This window comes from Skermanella aerolata KACC 11604 (assembly GCF_000936425.1).
GTDB lineage: Bacteria > Pseudomonadota > Alphaproteobacteria > Azospirillales > Azospirillaceae > Skermanella > Skermanella aerolata.
In genome coordinates, this window is sequence record NZ_AVFK01000029.1 from 13,874 (window position 1) to 30,770 (window position 16,897).

Here is a 16,897-nt window from a genome sequence, read left to right on the forward strand (position 1 = left end):
CTCTGGTGAATGTCGGAGAGTCCGGTCCGATCGCAACGACAACAACTAGAAACGGTTCGGAGGAAACAATGTCGAAGACGGTGAGACGAACCCTGCTGGCCGGCACGGTGCTGGCCTCGGCACTGACGATGGCCGCTCTGCCGACCCTGGCGCAGACTGCCGATCAGCTCAACGCGGCGCAGAAATGGATCGATCAGGAGTTCCAGCCTTCCAGCTTGTCCAAGGCGGACCAGTTGAAGGAGATGGAATGGTTCATCAAGGCGGCCGAACCGTTCAAGGGCATGGAAATCTCGGTGGTGTCGGAAACGATCACCACCCATGAGTACGAGTCCAAGACGCTCGCCCGCGCCTTCAGCGAGATCACCGGGATCAAGCTGAAGCACGACCTGATCCAGGAAGGTGACGTCATCGAGAAGTTGCAGACCCAGATGCAGTCGGGCCGCAACGTCTACGACGCGTACATCAACGACAGCGACCTGATCGGCACCCATTTCCGCTATGGGCAGGTGGTGCCGCTGACCGACTGGATGGCGGGTGAAGGCAAGGACGTGACCCTGCCGACGCTGGACGTCAACGACTTCATCGGCAAGAGCTTCACGACGGCGCCCGACGGCAAGCTCTACCAGTTGCCTGACCAGCAGTTCGCCAACCTGTACTGGTTCCGCGCCGACTGGTTCGCGCGGCCGGACCTGAAGGAGAAGTTCAAGGCCAAGTACGGCTATGAACTGGGCGTGCCGGTCAACTGGTCGGCTTACGAGGACATCGCCGACTTCTTCACCAACGACGTCAAGAACATCGACGGCGTCCGCGTCTATGGCCACATGGACTACGGCAAGAAGGACCCATCGCTGGGCTGGCGCTTCACCGATGCGTGGCTGAGCATGGCCGGTGCGGGCGACAAGGGCATCCCCAACGGTCTGCCGGTCGATGAGTGGGGCATCCGGGTCGAAGGCTGCAACCCGGCCGGTTCCAGCGTAACGCGCGGTGGCGACACCAACGGCCCAGCCTCCGTCTACGCGCTGACCAAGTATATCGACTGGCTGAAGAAGTACGCTCCGCCGGAGGCGGGCGGCATGACCTTCTCGGAAGCCGGCCCGGTGCCGGCCCAGGGCGCGATCGCCCAGCAGATCTTCTGGTACACCGCCTTCACGGCCGACATGACCAAGCCCGGACTGCCCGTGGTCAATGCTGACGGCACGCCCAAGTGGCGCATGGCCCCGTCGCCGCATGGGTCGTACTGGGAAGAGGGGATGAAGCTGGGGTATCAGGACACGGGATCGTGGACGCTGATGAAGAGCACTCCGCTGGAGCGGCGCAAGGCGGCGTGGCTCTACGCCCAGTTCACGGTCGCCAAGTCGACCTCATTGAAGAAGACGATGGTAGGGCTGACGCCGATCCGTGAATCCGACCTTCAGACCCAGGCGATGACCGACATGGCGCCGAAGCTGGGCGGTCTGGTCGAGTTCTACCGCAGCCCGGCCCGCGTGTCGTGGACGCCGACCGGCACCAACGTTCCGGACTATCCCAAGCTGGCGCAACTGTGGTGGCAGAACGTCGCCGAGGCGGTGACGGGCGAGAAGACCCCGCAGCAGGCGATGGACAGCCTGGCGGAAGCCCAGGACGCCGTGATGGCCCGCCTGGAGCGCGCCAACGTCCAGGGTGAGTGCGGTCCGAAGCTCAACAAGGTGCAGGACGCGCAGTACTGGTTCGACCAGCCCGGCGCTCCGAAGCCGAAGCTGAGCAACGAGAAGCCGACGGGCGAGACAGTGGCTTACGAGGAGCTTCTGTCGGCCTGGAAGCAGGGCAAGGTGCGGTAAGTACGGGAATCATGAAGGGAGTTGTTGGGCTTCGGCCCAACAACTCCCTTCATGAACCAGCGGGACGTCCCGCCCGCTGCAACATCAGCAGCAAGCCGCCCGCCACTAGCCCCCAAAACGCGGAGCCGATACCGAAGAAGCCGACGCCCGACGCCGTCGTGACGAAGGTGACGATGGCGGGCACGCGTTCGTCCTCCTTCGCCATTGCGGCGGTCACCGCTCCGGCGAGGCTGCTCAGCAGCGCCAGTCCGGCGACCGCCTGGATCAGCAGGGGCGGGGAGGCGGCTATGAAGGCGGAGGCGAAACCGGCGAACAATCCCAGCAGGAGATAGGCGGCCCCGCTGGCGACCGGCGCTATCCAGCGCCGCGCCGGGTCGGGGTGGGACTCGGGACCGGCGCACAGCGCGGCGGTGATCGCGGCGAGGTTGACGGCATGCCCGCCGAACAGGGCGGTGATCCCGCTGAACAGACCAGTCGAGATAAAGACGGGGCCGACATCGGGCTGGTAGCCGTTGCCGCGCATGACGGCCAGTCCCGGCACGTTCTGCGATGCCATCGTCACTATGAACAGCGGCAGCGCGATGCTGATCGCGGCTGATAGGGTGAACTCCGGCATCACGAGGACCGGCTTCGGCCAGATGTCCGCCAGTGCTCCCGCCGGTATCGGGGTCGCGAAGACGACGATGCCGACCGTCACCAGCACCGCGAGGGGGACGGCGTAGAGCCGGGCGAAACGCCAGCCCAGCGCCCAGACGATGACGATGGGCAGCGCCAGTTCAGGGACAGCGCCGACCGCCTTGACGGGTGCCAGGCACAGGGTCAGCAGGACCCCGCCCAGCATGGCGCTGGCGAGGCTCATCGGGAGTGAGACTACAGCCCGGCCGAACGGCTTCCACAATCCGGCCATCACCACCAGCAGCGCCGCGACCATGAAGGCGCCGGTGGCGGCGGCGAATCCGCCGTCGGGTATGCCGGTTGAAATCAGCAATGCCGCACCCGGCGTAGACCACGCGATGCTGACCGGCTGACGGGTCGCGATACTGTGGGCAGCACCCAGCAGTCCCGTCACGATGCAGAGCGCCAGCAGGCCCGAGGCGGCTTCCGCTGGGGAGGCGCCGACGCCGGCCAAGCCCTGGAGCACGATCGGAAAGGCGCTGCCGAAACCGACGATGGCGGCGAGGATGCCGGCCGTGGCGGGTTGCAGCAGGGAAGCCCGCGCGGGGGTGTGGAGAGCCGAATCGGTGAGGGGATCTTTGGGCATGCCCTTTTTCCGTGCTCAGGAGAATGGACTTGTTGCAGTTCGTTCTCCGCCAGACTACATCAAGATTGGATCCAATCAACAGATGGATATCGGATGAATCGGGATTCGGAAGTCGCCTCGCTGTCGTTGGCCGGCTTGATCGCGGCGTCGGGGCCGCGTTACCGTACGGCGACCGAGTTCGTCGAGGCGACGCTGCGCACAGCGATCCTGTCCGGCAGCCTAGGCGGCGGCACGCCGTTGCGGCAGGAGGATCTGGCGGAAGCCTTCGGCGTCAGCCGGATGCCGGTGCGGGAAGCCCTGCGCCAGCTGGAGGCGCAGGCGCTGATCGACTTCGTGCCGCACAAGGGCGCGGTGGTCACCGAAATCTCGGCCAGCGACGCGGCCGATACCTACGCGATCCGGCTGGCGTTGGAGCCTGCCGCCTTCGCATTGTCGATCCCGCACCTGAATGGCGAGGATTTCACCCGCGCCGCCGACCTGATCGCGGAGATGGACGCGGAGCCGGACCCGTCCCGGATGGGCGAGCTCAACCGGCGTTTCCACATGTCGCTTTACGCCAGGGCCGGGCGGCCCCGGCTGCTGGCCCTGGTCGAGGGCCAGCTTGCGGCTTTCGACCGCTATCTCCGTTTTCACCTAGCCGCGAAGGGCAGGGAGCACATGTCCCAGGACGACCACCGCGCCATGCTGGACGCGGCGCGGTCGGGCGATACCGCCCGCGCCGGCGCCGTTCTCAAGTCCCATATCGGAACGGCGGCGGCGACGATCGACCGGTTCTTCGCGGAGCGCTGAGCGATGGGTGTTTGGCGTTATGCGAAGAAGTAATCGATGCCTTCCTCCAGTCCGACCAGATCGACCGTGACATGGGTGCTGGCGCCCGCCTTCGTCGTCATGTCGAAGATCGTCTTGCCGCCGGCGGTGGAGACATCGAGGGTAGCCTCGTCGCCGGGGCTCGCCGTGAAGATGAGCTGGTCGCCGTCCACGGTGCCGGCGCCGTTGAAGCCGGTTATGTCCACCGTCCCCGTAAGATAGAAGTAGTCCGGCGAAAAATAGAACTGGTCGGCGTCGCCCGAGCCGCTGACGATGGTGTCATGGCCGCCGATCGCGAAAAAGCGGTCGTTGCCGGCGCCGCCGCGTATCGTGTCGTCGGCGCCGAAGCTGTAGAAGAGATCGTCTCCCGCCGTGCCGGTCACGTCGATGCCGGCGCCCGGCGAATCGTAGCCGTAGAATTTCAGGTTGCCGGTTCCGCCGGCGACGACCTTCTCGATTTCCTGGAATTTGCCGGTTTCGATGTATGCGCCGAACTTGTCTTCGAAGAAGAGTTGGCCGCTGGTTCGGCCGCTCATGAAGATATCCGTGCTGACCGGCTCGACCTTGCCCTCGAAAGACAGGGACGTCGCGTGGTTGTTGATGGTGAGCGTGTCGATGCCGGCATCGCCGTCCAGGATGCTGGGCGCCAGATAATTGCCGACCGTCAGGATGTCGGATGCCGTCGGGTCGTAGAAGAGCTGGTCCGCCCCCTCGCCGCCATAAAGATATGCGATCCCGCTTCCACCGTTGAGGACGTCATCGCCGGCTTCGCCTTTCAGCGTGTCGGTACCGCCCTCGCCATAGAGTTTATCGTCGCCGGCCCCGCCATAAAGGATGTCCCAGCCGTTACCACCGAAAAGCCGATCCTGTCCGTCTTCGCCGCGCAGGATATCGTTGCCGTTTCCGCCCTGGATCGTCGCCATGTCAATCTCCCCCGGAAAACAATCACAGGGGATTTTCCCATGGACGAGTACCGCCGGGGCCGGATGTTCGGTACAGGCGCTGATCCACGTAAGATAGTGTTCTTGTGGCGAGGATTATGGCCTTACCGGGTATCTTCGTCGCGATCGTGAGGCGGTGCCGGCAGCAGGGCCACATGGACGGTGGTTCCCTGCCCCTGAACGCTGTCGAGCGTCAGCGACCCGCCATGAAGCTCGACGAACGAGCGGGCAAGCGGCAAACCGAGGCCGGTCCCTTCGAAACGGCGGTTCATCGCGCCGTCGCCGCGATGGAAGGGTTCGAAGACCTTCGACAGTTCGGACTTGGCGATACCCAGCCCGGTATCGGCGATCTCGATTTCCATCTTTCCGGTCAGAGGATGGATCATCGCCGTCATGCGGATGCTGCCGCCGGACGGCGTGAACTTCACCGCGTTGGACAGGACGTTCAGCAGCGCCTGCTTGATCAGCCGTTCATCCGCCCACAGCCGGGGCAGGGCCTGTTCGGGCAGGGCTATTTCGAAGCTGATGCCGGCAGCCGCGGCACGCGGTTCGATCAGGCGGGCGACCGACGCCATCAAGTGGGTGGCGTCCACCCAGTCCGGCGTCAGGTTGATGCGGCCGGTCTCCACTTTAGCCACATCCATGATGTCCGAGATGATCTGGAGCAGCAGCTGGCCGCTGTCGTGGATGTCGGCGGCATAGCCGACGTAGCGAGCCGAACCCAGCGGTCCGAAGGATTGGTTCTTCAGCAGTTCGGCGAAGCCGAGGATGGCGTTCAGCGGAGTGCGAAGCTCGTGGCTCATGGTGGCCAGGAACTCCGTCTTGGCGAGATCGGCGAACTCCGCCCGCTCGGCCCGGCGTTTCGCCTGGCACAGTTCGGACCGCTCTTCCGCGGCGGACAGGATGTCCCTGACGGCTGCCTCGACGATAGCCAGCGGACCGGCCGGCAGCGTCAGCGCAGGGTTGTCGAACTCGATCCGGCCGGAAGTGCCGGAGACTTCGACATGGCGGGCGCGGGTCAGGCCCTTCAGCGTGTCGAGCAGGGGCGATAGCGATAGATCGGGGGCCATGCCACGCAGGGCGCGGCCTTGGGATTGGGCGACGGCGGCGAGGAGGGCGTTCTCCACTGTCAGGCAGTACAGGTCCTGCTCCAGCGTCAGGTGTGCTTCGGCCATGTCGTTGTTCGCGCGCTCCAGCAGAGCGATGGTTTGGCGCTTCTCCAGGTGCAGGGCTACAAGGCGCCCGATCGCTTCCAGTTCGGCGGTGACCTGGCGCGACGGAGCGCCGCCGTCATGGCGCAGGCGGAGCCGGCCATACAGCGTCCGTCCTGCGCGGAGCGGGATCGCCGAGTTCCGGTCGTCTCCGGCGGCGCTGCCGGCTACCAGACGCAGACCTCCGGATGTCCAGTCGCCGACGGAAGCCGTACCGGCTCCGGGATCGGCGGAAATTTCCGTAGGGGAAATCCGATCGTCTTGGTCTAAGTCGTCGCCGTTGAAGTCGTCGCCGCTGAAGCCGGCGGCATGGTCGATCTCGAACTCGGCGCGTGAAATGCCGGGAATGTCGTTGAGCAGTAAGGAGATGTCGGACAGGCTCGTTTCTATGGATGGGTACTCGTCCAATCTGCTGACGGCGGCAAGGATGCGGCCGATCAGCCGGGAAGAAGCTGCGTCACGGGATACGGTCAGGGGAGCCATCAGGGCCGACGTGCCGCCTGAGCGGGCGAAGCGCACGACCGCGTCCTGGTTGAAGATCGATCCATGGTCCTGGCCATGATCCCGGACGTCAATGTCATTCGACAAGCTGCTCTCTCCTAAACGTCGCCCTGATCGAAGGACGATCGCCCCACGCTGGATAGATTATCAGCATTGGTCTATTACCGCAGTCTTAACTTTGCCCCATAGTTTTGGGCGAAATACTGAGCTTCGTGCAAGCGATATTATGGGTGACGCCAAAGACACTCAGGATGTATTTAAAAATCAGAAGATTATCGTTCGACTTTCGTACAAAGATCGATCGAAACATGGGCAGAAAGGTCTGTTTTGACAGTGCCGAACCCGATTGCAATCTGTTGAGTGCGTCGTACGAAAGAAGAGATGAGGGTGAATCACCATGGATGTTCCTCTGGAACTCGCCTTCCATAACCTGGAAGCTTCCGAAGCCGTCGAAGCGCGGGTGCGTGAACGCGTTGCCAAGCTGGAGAAAATGTTTCCAAGGCTGGTGGCATGCCGGGTCGTGGTCGAGGCACCGCATAAACAGCACCAGAAAGGCAATATTTTCCGTGTCCGGATCGAGATGTCGGTGCCGGGGGACGATCTGGTGGTCAGCAAGGAACCAAACCACGCGCATGAACGGTTTGCCGACCCCGACGTCTATGCCGTCCTGAAGGACGCCTTCGAAACCGCCGAGCGGATGCTGAGGGACTACAAGGGCAAGTAAGGCGCCCTATCGCCGGCCGGGAGCAGCGTGCAGCCGCATTCCGGCCGGTGCTTGAACCCGCAAGGCGGCGAAGGGTCCAAGGTCGATTCGCCGAAGGGCAATTCGTTTAGGCTCAATCCGTTGAGGATTGAGCACCGGAGCCGGGAAGTTCGGCGACTTCGATCCGGACGCGGGCTGTGCCGTCGTCGGTCATGTCGAGCTTGCGGGCAGCGGCTCGGGAAAGATCGATGACCCTTTTCCCCGAATAGGGACCCCGGTCGTTGATCTCCACGTTGACGGCCTTGCCGTTGTCGAGGTTGGTCACCTTGACCACCGTGTCGAGCGGAAGCGAGCGGTGGGCGGCAGTCAGCTTGTTCTGGTCGAACCGCTTGCCGCTGGCGGTCTTCTTGCCGTTGAAGCCTGGGCCGTACCAAGAGGCGGTACCGACCTGCCGGAAATCGGGCTTCTTGCCGGGCTTCGCCTTGGCAGTGCTGGCTTTGGATGCCTTAGCTTTTGCAGTGCTGGCTTTAGAAGTTTTGGATTCGGCTGTCTTGGACTTGACGGCGGTATCGCCGGACTTGGTGGTGGAAGAGGCTGCGGAGGCGGGTACAGTATCGATAAAGGTAACGGGAAGTGAAAATGCTGCCGTAAGCAGTGCGGTCGCCAAAGCTTTTTTGAATGTCATCAGTCTTGCCGAACGTTGTTGACCCTAAACAACCAACACGCCAGCCGGTGATTTTGTTCCAGTTATGGAAATTACGGAACATTGTCGCAATTTGAATGTTTTGTGTCGACCAAGTCCTGCTTACGGAGCTAATAATGCCTAACATCTTCGTCATCATCGGTGTCATCGTCGTCATCATCGCCATCCTGTCCTTCCTTGGACTGCGCTGAGACCGCCTGCCGCCGGTCGTTGACACTACCCCGTTTGGTCGATAGCGTCCGGAGAGCACTTTCCGGAACCTGATCGACCGAACGGGGGCTTGCCGCGTCATGAAAGTATTCTGGCTCGCCCTGGCGCTGCTTTCATGGACGGCTATCGAGGCGCGGTGCGAATCGATCCGCATCGGCACCGAAGGGAATTATCCGCCTTTCTCCTATCGTAATGCGGATGGGCGGCTGACCGGTTTCGAAGTGGACCTTGGCAACCGGCTTTGCGACATCGTCGACGTTTCCTGCGAATGGGAAACGATGAAGTTCGGAGATCTGGTTCCGGCGCTCCTGGCGGGGCGGATCGACGCGATCATGGGCAGCGTCGCGATCACGGCGGAGCGGCGAAAGTACTTGTCGTTCTCGGCGAAATACTATTCCACGCCGATCCGGTTCATCGCCGAACGGAACCTGACCCTGACGATAAACCCCGCCGAACTCGCCGGGCGGCGAATCGGGGCCGGGAAGGGGACCGTTCATGCCGACTACATTGCCCGCCACCTGAGCGCCGCGGTCGAACCGACGCTCTATGCCGATCACGACGAAATGCTGTCGGCCCTGATCGAAGGCAGGTTGGACCTCGTTCTCGGCGATGGGCTGGCGTTATGGAGTTTCCTCAACACACCGCAGGGCGCCGCCTTCAACTGGGTGGGCAGCCCGATCTACACGGATGAGGGTATCGGCATGGTCCTGCGGCCGGATGACCATGACCTGCGTTCGCGGTTCGACGGGGCGATCGACAAGGTCTTGAGGAACGGCACCTATCTCCGGGTCAATGCCCGGTACTTTCCGTTCAATATCTATTGAGCATCCGGATCTATTGAGAGTCTGCGGAGCGCATTATCTATTGAACGCACGGCCGCGCCGCGTCACGGAACGGAGACGATCCGGGCCATGGCTTCGCGGAGGTCGTGCGGCTCGAAGGGCTTTTCGACCACAGGAGCGCCGGTTTCCTCCAGGAAGTCCCGGACGCCGCTGCCGAGCGTGTCGCCGGTGACGAAGAAGATCCGGTCGAGCATGTCCGGATAGCGTGCGGCCAGTTCCCGGTAGAGCCCGGGACCGTCCAGTTCCGGCATCCGAAGATCGCTGATGATCAGGTCGAACGACTGGCCGGCAAGCCTCTCCAGCGCCTCGGCGCCGTTCCCGGCAATGTCGATGGCGTGCCCGTCCGGCTCCAGCATCTCCGCGAGGGTCAGCGCGATCTCGGGGTCGTCATCGACGATCAGGAGCCTCAGCGCCGCCGTCCGCCCCCGCACCTCCCGATGGCCGGACCCGGCTGCCTGGGGCATGCCGGCCCGTGCGGGGAGTTCCATCGCGAAGGTGGCGCCGCCGCCCGGCGTCTCGCCCAGCGTGATCGTACCGCCGTGGCCGTAGACGATGTTGTGGACCAGCGACAAACCGACCCCGGTGCCGACGCCTGCCTGCTTGGTCGTGAAGAAGGGATCGAAGATGCGGTTCCGGATATCGGGCGGAACGCCCGGGCCGTTGTCCGAAACCGTCAGGCGGACCGCACCGGCATCGGGGCCGAAGCGGGTGGCGATCGTGATCCGGCGCGGGCGGGGCGATGACTGGAGCGCCTGCTGGGCGTTCACCACGAGATTGGTCACGACTTGGTTCAACTGGTCCGGATCGGCCCAGAGGTGCGGCGATCCGTCCGCCAGATCCAGCACCAGGCTGATCTCGTCGATGCGGAGTGCATAGGTGACCAGTTCGATCGCGGACATCACGGTTTCGTTCAAGTCCACCTCCCGCCGTTCGGGCGGGCGGCGCCGTGCCAGCGACAGGAAGGTCTTGACGATCCGGGCACAGCGGTCGGCGGCAAGCTGGATCTTGCGGGCACGCTGGGCGGTCTTCTCGTCCGGCGCCGTGTCCTGCATCAGCACGGATTGGCCGACCACGACGGAAAGGGGGTTGTTCAGCTCGTGCGCCACGCCGGCCAGCAGAGACCCCATGGCCGCCAGCTTCTCGGACTGGGCCAGGGCTTCCCGCTGGCGGGCGATCTCCGCCTCCGCCCGCTTCTTGTCGGTCAGGTCGTAGATGCCGGTGATCGCCGCCATGCGGCCGTCCAGCTCGATCGCCTGCGCCGAGATCGCCGCCGGAAAGGTGCTGCCGTCGCGGCGGCGCAGCGACACTTCCATCAGATCGATGGAACCGTCTTCCATCAGCAGCCGGCGGGCCTGGGCATGCTTGTCCTCGTCGGCCCAGAAGTCGCGGCCCTTGATGCCGTCCACTCCCGCATCGCCGAACGCGAAGATCTCGTAGCTGCGCGGGCTGGCGTAGAACAGGCTGCCGTCGTCCAGCCACGTGATGACGACCGGCACCGGATGCGCTTCCAGGATGCCGCGGAACCGGGCTTCGCTTGCCTTGGCCTCGCGCTCCGCTTGCTTCAGGCGGGTGATGTCGCTGTAGGTCGCCACCATCCCGCCATCCTCCATCTGGCGGCGGAACACCTCGATCACCCTGCCGTCCGGGCGGGTTTCTTCCAGGCGGGTATCGGGTGGCTCGCGGACGAGGGCCAAGGCTTCGGCGACCTCGCGCCCGTCCGGCCTTTCCGATCCGGTTCCGTCACGGATGAGGGAGGCGAGCGGCGTGCCGGGAATCCCAAGCTCCGCCGGATAGCCGTACATCGCAACGAACCGGTTGTTGACCAGCCGCATCCTGAGACCGGCGTCCATCACGGTCACCCCCTGGGCCACGGTGTCCAGCACGGTTTCCAGGAAGCGGGTCTTTTCCGCAAGGTCGCTCCTGCTTGTCCGAAGCGCCGCTTCGGCCTGACGCCGTTCGGTGATGTCGCGGACGAAGGCCGTGAAGACGCTCTGGCCGCCTGCCTGGACCTCGTTGACCGCCAGTTCCACCGGAAAGACGCTGCCATCGGCACGCATCGCCTCCACCTCTACCCGGCGGCCGAGCAAGTGGTGCTCGCGGTTGCCGAAGACCTTGCGCAACCCCTCCGCATGGCGGCCGCGCAAATGGCGTGGGACGATGAGATCGACCAGCACCTTGCCCATCACGGCATCGCGCGACTGTCCGAAGGTCTGCTCCGCCGCCGGGTTGAACTCGATGATGCGGCCTTCGGGATCGCTGGTGATGATGCAGTCGAGCGAGGAGGCGATGACGGCGGCCTTCAGCGATTCGGACGCGCGCAGGCCGTCTTCGGCGCGCTTCCGTTCCGTGATGTCGGCGGTCGATCCGGCGACCCGCAGCACCCGGCTGGTCGCGGGATCGCGTACGGCGGCTCCGGTGGTGGAAACCCAGCGGAGCCTGCCGTCGGCGGCGAGGACGCGGTATTCCAGCGACACGGTGATCGACCGGCTCTTGAGGAAAGCGCGATAGGCGCGGCGCACCCGTTCGAGATCGGCGGGGTGGACCCGGAGCATCCAGTTTCCCGTGTCGGCCGACAGTTCGGCGGCGGTGCCGCCTACCAGTTCCGCCATGCGGCGGGAATAGTAGGCCGTGTCGTTGACCAGATCCCAGTCGTACAGCCCGGCACTGGCGCCCTGTGCCGCAAGCGCGAAGCGCTCGTTGCTGAGCCGGAGCGCCCGTTCCTTTTCCTCCTGGCGGGCCTTGAACTGGCCCGCGATGCCGATGGCGAAGATGACCGAGGAGACGGCCGCCCCGGCATGGAACAGGTTGTGGGCCAGCGAAGTGCCCGGGATCACGTTGAGGGTCAGGAGGCTGAGCGCCAGACCGCCGGCCAGCAGCGCACCGAACGCGGCGGTGAAGACCACGACACCGTCGATCCGGGCGCGGATCGCGACGACGCTGGAATGGAGAGCGACGGCGAAGATGACGATGACGCACCAGGGCAGCATCGTGTTGACCATGCGGCGGTCGATGAAGCCCAGGGGGATCAGGATCGCCAGCACGGCCACCAGTCCCCGCATAAGTTCGCGGTGGTGCGGCATCAGGCGGTCGGTCGGCACGAAGCTCCGGCCGAACAGCAGACCGGAAATTAGAACCAGCAGGATGGCTGTCTGGACCGACGCCCCCGCCATCCAGGGCATCCCGCTCCACAGGTACTCGCTCAGGAAACCGGAGGTGGAGGAGATATAGATCGTGATCATCAATTGCATTGTGATCAGGAAGATCTGGCTGTGCTCCCTCATCACCCGCCAGATGAAGAACAGGTAGACGCAGACCGTGATCAGGATGCCGAACAGCATGCCGAACAGGAGTTGCTCGGACCGGTCGGAGGCATAGAGGGAGGCGACGGACTGGACGACCAGCGGCAGCCGCAGCGTATCGCGGTTCTCGATCCTGATATAGATGGTGGGCTGCTCGGCCGGCTGGAGACCCAGGGGAAAGACCGGATAGCGATGCGGGAAGATGAAGTAGCGGTTCGGCGACAGCATGCCGCTGTTCATCTCGGTCCAGCCGCCGTCCGGGCGCGGGACATAGACCGATATCCTGTCGACCAGGGCCTGCCGGTAGACCAGGAACCATTCGCGCTCCACCGACAGGATGCTGTTGAGCGTGATCCTGCTCCAGATCGCGGACCGCGTGATCCCGAAACCCGGTTCGTCCTGGGTGGAAGGCGTGAAGTTCATCGAGAACTCGGGCGTGGCGACCTGATCTATGGTCAGCCGCCCTGTCTCGTCGGCTAATACTTCCAGGTCGGGGCCAAGCGCATGGACCGCCGTCTCGTCGACCAGCATGACGGTCCTGCCGGCATTCTGCGCCGGCGACGGCCCGGGACAGGCCAGCAGCAGGCACAGCGCCGTCATCAGCACGGGCACCAACCTGGCGAGGGTCGCTGCGGTGGAGCACGTCGCGGAATGGTGCATGGGTCTCCCGTGGAGCAATCGCCACGCGAGAATGATCCATCACCCCGATGTCACCAAGCGCCATGTGCCGGCGCGACATCTTGAACCGGGAAGTCTGCGGTTCAGAACTTCATCTTCAAGGCCGCCCGTACCGTGTGGTCGCGGGTCTGGGTAGTGGAGTGATCGATCGTCAGGATGCCGCCGTCGCGGTGAAGGGCCGTCAGGCCGAAGCGGATGCTGGTCACCGTCGGCTGTACAGCCGTGTCGGCCATTTCCTGGATATGCTCGATCCCGGCGCGCGGCGTCAGCGTTCCCCACAGGTAGTCGATGCGGTAGCTGGCCTGTATGCCGAGCGTACCGGTCGCCATCTCGCCCGATGCATGGGCCATCTCGGCATTGGCGGAGGCATAGTTGAAGCGGGTCAGGGCCGCCAGCACCAGGCTGTCGCCGAACCTCGCTTCCTGCCGCATCCCGATCCCGCCGAACAGCAGGTTGCCCTTGTCCGCTCCGCCCGCATCCCCTTGCGCGGACGAGAACGACAGATCGCCGGTGCCGGCGATGGCGTCGAGGGTCAGGCCGGGATTGACCATATGGGCGCCGTAGACCGCAAGGCTGCGGCCCGACAGTTTTTCGGCCGTGGCGATATAGCCGCCGGCAACGCCGATGGAACTGTGCTGGCCGACCTGCATGTCGGCCCCGGCCGTCAGCCCGGGCGTTTCCAGATAGGTCTCGCCGTTCTGGTGGCGTCCGGCTTTCTGGGCCAGCCGGGCGCTGCCGCTGAAGAAGCTCCCAATCGGGCCGGTCCGGTCATCCTTCAGCAGCGACGGCATGAAGCGGGAGAAGGCGCGCAGCGGCACCTGCTTCTCGTCGAACTCCAGCCGCAGCCTTTCGGTGCGGATGCCGCCATTGGGCGCCCCGCCGGCATGCGAGGCGTGAAGGTCGTTGAGGCGGGCGATGACCGCCCGCGTCTGCTGTCCGGCGGCCGCGACCGCGCTGTTGATGTCGACGACGGGCTCGGCTCGGGATGAAGCCGTGCAGCCCAATGCGACGGCGGCTGCCGTCAGCCGCGCTGGTATAGATGAAATCCACCGAGGCATCCCGGCCCCCTCCTGTCCTCCGTAACTGGAAGGACAGGGTCGTCGGGTCGGGTTTTGATATGGTTAATGAGATGCTGATAAAATGTCTTCGGACTTCGAAACGCCACCGCGGGCCACCAGCAGAGCCGCCGCGAACGGGATCGACGTCATCACGAGGAGGCCCGCCCACTGCAATGCCTCGGTATTCCCGGTGCCTTCGCGAATCACTATCCCGACCGCGCCGAGCAGAAGCAGCACTGTGATTGCCATCGCGGCGGGGGCCGCTTTCGCCACTTCGGAGAGGGAAAGCGGCTGTCCGGAACTGGCAGGCGCCGGGGTCGGCCCGCCCGGCCGGCCGGTCAGGGCGCCATACACCGTGAAGGCTTTGGCGCCACCGCCCTGTAGCACGACCCGGATCAGCCCCAATGCCGGCAAAGCCAGTCCCGGCACGAGATAGTCGGGGACCGGGAAGTCGCGGTAGCGCCCGTCGAACACCAGCAGCGCTGTCGCGACGACGGCGACGGTGGCCATCAGGGTGGCCGCGGCGTCGCCCAGATGGGCGAACCGGCCGGTGCTTTTGCCGGAAGGATCGGTCAGCAGCCGCGCCGCCGATTCGAGGATGGCCACCGCCAGTACGGCTTCCAGCGCGAACAGCAGCGCCGCGCGGATCGTCTCGAACGTGTAGTAGGTTTCGGTCCAGGCGACATGGGCCGCCAGGACCAGGGCGCTCGCCATGCCCTGGGCCAGCAGGGCCAGCAGGATCGCCCGGCCGGGCCGCAGCCTGGATACCAGCCCCGGCGTCGTCGCGGCGGCGATCAGGACGGCCAGGACGGCGAGACCGCTCGACAATGCGAAGTGGCGGACCCAGTAAGGGTTCTCGACCACCGGACCGGCCAGCGAGAACTTGCGTTCCCTGTCGGTCGAGTAGAGGCCCCAATTGGCGCCGACGGTGCCCTCGTTCGCCGATTTCCAGCCCTGGTCGAAGGCTTCGACGATGTTGTACTGGAAGCCCTCGCGCTCGGCCATGCGGACAAACTGGTTGATGAAGCGCGCCTTGTTGACCAGACCGGTTTCCGCCGGCCCGCGAGTTCGTCCGGCGGTCGGCCAGCCGACTTCGCCGACCAGGATCGGCTTGCCGGGAAAGCGCTCGTGGATCTCCCTGTAGGCTTCGAGGATGCGCTCCTCGGCGCCTTCGACGCTGGTCGGGATGTCCTCCCAGTAGGGCAGCAGGTGGATCGTGATGAAATCGACTTCATCCGCCACCTGCGGATACTTCAGCCACCACTCCCAGACATCGGCGTAGGTCACCGGCTGCTTCACATGCGCCTTGACGTACCGGATGTACTCGATGAGCTGATCGACCGTGCGGTCGTTGCGCAGCAGCACCTCGTTGCCGACGATCACCTTATCGATCACGTCGGGATACTTGTTGGCGAGGCGGATCTGCGCCAGGACCTCTTCCTCGTTCAGGATCGGCTTGCTGCCAATCCAGGCGCCCTGCATCACCTTGATGCCGTATTTCCGGGCGAGTTCCGGAACATGCTCCAGCCCCTCGCGGCTGGTGTATGTCCGCACCGACATGACCTCGTCCTTCAGCAGCTTCAGATCCTCGTCGATCTGGGCCTTCGTCGGGTAGACCATGGTCAGCGGACTCTGCCCGTCGCGGAACGGCGCGAAGGACACGCTTTGGAGCTTGCCGCCGGGAGGCGGCTCGAGCGGCTGGGGACGGTTGGGAAGCGCCCACAGGGCGAAATTGCCCAGGACGGCGGCGGCCAGAACGGCGATAAGGAGGAATACACGCATGACGGCGATATCTACACGAATTCGCCCGTCACCGGCATGGAAAAACGGCCCGCGAGGATCGTCGTTCCTCGCGGGCCGCTTGGTGTCGCCGTAGCCGGTAAGATCGGCGCCCGATCAGACGGCGGGAGCCGGCTTCTTTCGCTTCAGTACGAAGATCGCGGAGTTCTCGTTATAGGCCGGCAGCTCTTCGGTCTCGATGTCAGGGTTGCGCCGCAGGAACTCGTCGAACGCCCGCTTCTCGCCCAGGTTCTGTTCGGCCAGGCCGCCGGCATGCCAGTCGTCGAACAGCATGACAGCGTAGTCGCCGATCATCGGCTCGACGAAGGCCAGCGAATCGCGGGCCGAGGTGTAGATGTCGCAATCGACCATGATGACCCCGGCATGTCTCATCTGGTGCTTTTCGACCAGTTCGGGCGTCATCGTGTCCTTGAACCAGCCCTTGATCAGGAAGGTCTTCTTCCAGTCCACGCCACGCCGCGTCAGCAGCTTGTGGGCGAACTCGATCGAGGAGGCGAGCTGGCCGCTGCTCCAGATGTTGTTGTCCTGGAAATCGGTCTCCGGCGGCAGCCCTTCGAAGCTGTCGAACCCGAACTGCCGGACGCCCTTGGTGTCCGTCTTGACCAGCGCATCGTGCATGCAGGCCATCGACGAGCCGTAGCAGACGCCGAATTCCAGATAATCGCCGATGTTCTCGCTGCCGTTCAGATCGCGCAGCCGCTGGATCGCATCGACGAAGCTGGCCGTGAGCTTCTGCTCGGGGACGAGTCCCTGACCCGCGAGCGCACGCCGTTGGGTCCGCACCCGGTAGAGCCACCGGTTGACCTTACGGGACGGCCCAAACAGTCCCAGTGTCCTCAGCAGGCGGTAGAAAGGCGTGTTGAAACGCTCAACGCCCAGGGGCCGGGCAGCATGATTGTCTTGGACCGTCATCGGAGCCAGGTTCCTGTCTTTCGTTTCATCAAGTCTCATTAACCAATAAAAACCATATTGGATGCACAAGCGCCAGTGTTTATTTGACGTGCCTCAAGAGTAGGCGCAAAGTGGTTATTGACCAACTTGAAAAAATTTTAGTAAAGCTGCTGTG

12 protein-coding genes are annotated in these 16,897 nt (G+C 64.3%); 4 read left to right on the plus strand and 8 right to left on the minus strand.

Translation table 11 applies throughout. The annotated features are described in order from the left end of the window. Nucleotides 1-68 precede the first annotated feature (68 nt). Nucleotides 69-1,817, plus strand: coding sequence for an ABC transporter substrate-binding protein (locus tag N826_RS27005; RefSeq protein ID WP_044433900.1), 1,749 nt, complete (start codon nt 69-71; stop codon nt 1,815-1,817). Nucleotides 1,818-1,866: 49 nt separating this feature from the next. Here N826_RS27005 and N826_RS27010 read toward each other — a convergent pair whose 3' ends face one another. Then, complete coding sequence (locus N826_RS27010; protein WP_044433902.1) at nt 1,867-3,078, minus strand: benzoate/H(+) symporter BenE family transporter; 1,212 nt, start codon at nt 3,076-3,078, stop codon at nt 1,867-1,869. A gap of 93 nt (nt 3,079-3,171) precedes the next feature. Here N826_RS27010 and N826_RS27015 point away from each other — a divergent pair, with 93 nt between their 5' ends. Then, nucleotides 3,172-3,867 (plus strand): GntR family transcriptional regulator, encoded by a 696-nt coding sequence (locus tag N826_RS27015; RefSeq protein WP_044433904.1) that lies wholly within the window; start codon nt 3,172-3,174, stop codon nt 3,865-3,867. Between the two features lie 17 nt (nt 3,868-3,884). Here the strand turns inward: N826_RS27015 and N826_RS27020 are convergent, their stop codons facing one another. Next, nucleotides 3,885-4,808 carry a calcium-binding protein gene (locus N826_RS27020; RefSeq protein ID WP_052832118.1) on the minus strand — a complete coding sequence of 308 codons (924 nt, stop codon included), beginning with the start codon at nt 4,806-4,808 and terminating at the stop codon, nt 3,885-3,887. 122 nt (nt 4,809-4,930) lie between these two features. After that, nucleotides 4,931-6,625, minus strand: coding sequence for a sensor histidine kinase (locus tag N826_RS40530; RefSeq protein WP_052832120.1), 1,695 nt, complete (start codon nt 6,623-6,625; stop codon nt 4,931-4,933). Nucleotides 6,626-6,935: 310 nt separating this feature from the next. Here N826_RS40530 and N826_RS27030 point away from each other — a divergent pair, with 310 nt between their 5' ends. Further along, the gene (locus N826_RS27030; RefSeq protein ID WP_044433906.1) at nt 6,936-7,262 is read left to right on the plus strand and encodes an HPF/RaiA family ribosome-associated protein; all 327 of its coding nucleotides are present in this window, start codon (nt 6,936-6,938) and stop codon (nt 7,260-7,262) included. A gap of 112 nt (nt 7,263-7,374) precedes the next feature. Here N826_RS27030 and N826_RS27035 read toward each other — a convergent pair whose 3' ends face one another. Further along, nucleotides 7,375-7,926, minus strand: coding sequence for a septal ring lytic transglycosylase RlpA family protein (locus tag N826_RS27035; RefSeq protein WP_052832122.1), 552 nt, complete (start codon nt 7,924-7,926; stop codon nt 7,375-7,377). 308 nt (nt 7,927-8,234) lie between these two features. Between N826_RS27035 and N826_RS27040 the strand changes: the two genes are divergently transcribed. Continuing rightward, nucleotides 8,235-8,978, plus strand: a complete 744-nt coding sequence (locus tag N826_RS27040) for a transporter substrate-binding domain-containing protein (protein ID WP_044433908.1) — start codon at nt 8,235-8,237, stop codon at nt 8,976-8,978. 62 nt (nt 8,979-9,040) lie between these two features. Here N826_RS27040 and N826_RS40535 read toward each other — a convergent pair whose 3' ends face one another. The 4 genes from N826_RS40535 to N826_RS27060 form a co-directional block, all read right to left on the minus strand. Continuing rightward, the gene (locus tag N826_RS40535) at nt 9,041-12,955 is read right to left on the minus strand and encodes a PAS domain S-box protein (RefSeq protein ID WP_052832124.1); all 3,915 of its coding nucleotides are present in this window, start codon (nt 12,953-12,955) and stop codon (nt 9,041-9,043) included. Nucleotides 12,956-13,056: 101 nt separating this feature from the next. After that, nucleotides 13,057-14,031 carry an autotransporter outer membrane beta-barrel domain-containing protein gene (locus N826_RS27050; RefSeq protein ID WP_147040175.1) on the minus strand — a complete coding sequence of 325 codons (975 nt, stop codon included), beginning with the start codon at nt 14,029-14,031 and terminating at the stop codon, nt 13,057-13,059. A gap of 63 nt (nt 14,032-14,094) precedes the next feature. Further along, nucleotides 14,095-15,813: a glycoside hydrolase family 17 protein gene (locus tag N826_RS27055; protein ID WP_044433913.1), complete on the minus strand. Its 1,719-nt coding sequence runs from the start codon at nt 15,811-15,813 to the stop codon at nt 14,095-14,097. 114 nt (nt 15,814-15,927) lie between these two features. Beyond that, nucleotides 15,928-16,743: a TylF/MycF/NovP-related O-methyltransferase gene (locus N826_RS27060; RefSeq protein WP_044433915.1), complete on the minus strand. Its 816-nt coding sequence runs from the start codon at nt 16,741-16,743 to the stop codon at nt 15,928-15,930. Nucleotides 16,744-16,897: the final 154 nt, after the last annotated feature.